The organism is Catellatospora sp. KI3 (assembly GCF_029948125.1).
Classification (GTDB): Bacteria; Actinomycetota; Actinomycetes; order Mycobacteriales; family Micromonosporaceae; genus Catellatospora.
The window spans coordinates 1-881 of record NZ_JASAMB010000067.1; the positions used below are offsets into that span (position 1 = coordinate 1).

1 protein-coding gene is annotated in these 881 nt (G+C 66.3%); it reads right to left on the minus strand.

From position 1 onward, the window contains the following. Nucleotides 1-881: non-reducing end alpha-L-arabinofuranosidase family hydrolase (locus QEZ54_RS36210; protein WP_281309308.1), on the minus strand; the 881-nt coding region annotated here is incomplete at both ends.

The following is an 881-nucleotide window of genomic DNA, read 5'->3' on the forward strand; positions in this document are numbered from 1 at the left end:
AGTACGCCGGGTCGGTAGGGCAGTTGGCCGTAGTCGCCGCCGGAGTTGGTGGCGCGGCCCTGGTAGAGCAGTTGGAGGTTGCAGGGGTCGATGGTCATGGTCTGGTCGGCGGTGGCGCGGACGATCTCGCCGTGGCTGATGTCGTTGGTCCAGGTGGCGCCGCTGTTGGCTTTGCCGGCGAAGGGGTTGCCCTCGGTGGCGGCCTGGGGGGTCCAGGTGCCGGAGAGGCTGGTGGCGGTGAAGGAGCGGAAGTAGCGGCCCTGTCCGCCGATGGCTTCGACGATCATGAGGTACTGGTTCTGTCCGGCGACCTTGTAGACCTGGGGTGCTTCGAACAGGTTGTTGGTGGTGTCGCTCATGATCGTGGTGTAGGCGGTGCCGAAGTTGCCGGGGAAGTTGGCGATGGGCATGCTGGCGCGGTAGATCTTGCCGTTGTCGCCGGCGAAGAACAGGTACATGGTGGTGGCGTCGCCGATGATGGTCTGGTCGATGGGTCCGGTGCCCGAGCCGGTGATGCTGCCGGAGAACAGGGCCTGGGGGGCGGACCAGCCGTTGGCGTTGGTGGGGTCGCTGCTGGTGCGGTAGGAGAACGCGGTGGCGCCCCACTGGTAGGTCAGGACCCAGATGTTCTTGGGGGCGAAGTAGAACAGGTGCGGTGCGACGGTGCCGGAGCTCATCGCGTTCTGGCTGGCGGTGGCCATGTCCGACCAGTTGGTGAACAGGCCGAAGTTCATCGACCCCCACGTCGAGCCGGTGTCGTGGGTGGTGGCGTAGACCAGGTGCCTGCCGTTGTAGGGCACGGTGGTGAAGTCCTTCAGCGACACCCAGCCCGACCTCGGCGTCGCCAACGCACCCGTCGACGACCACCGGTAACTGGACGG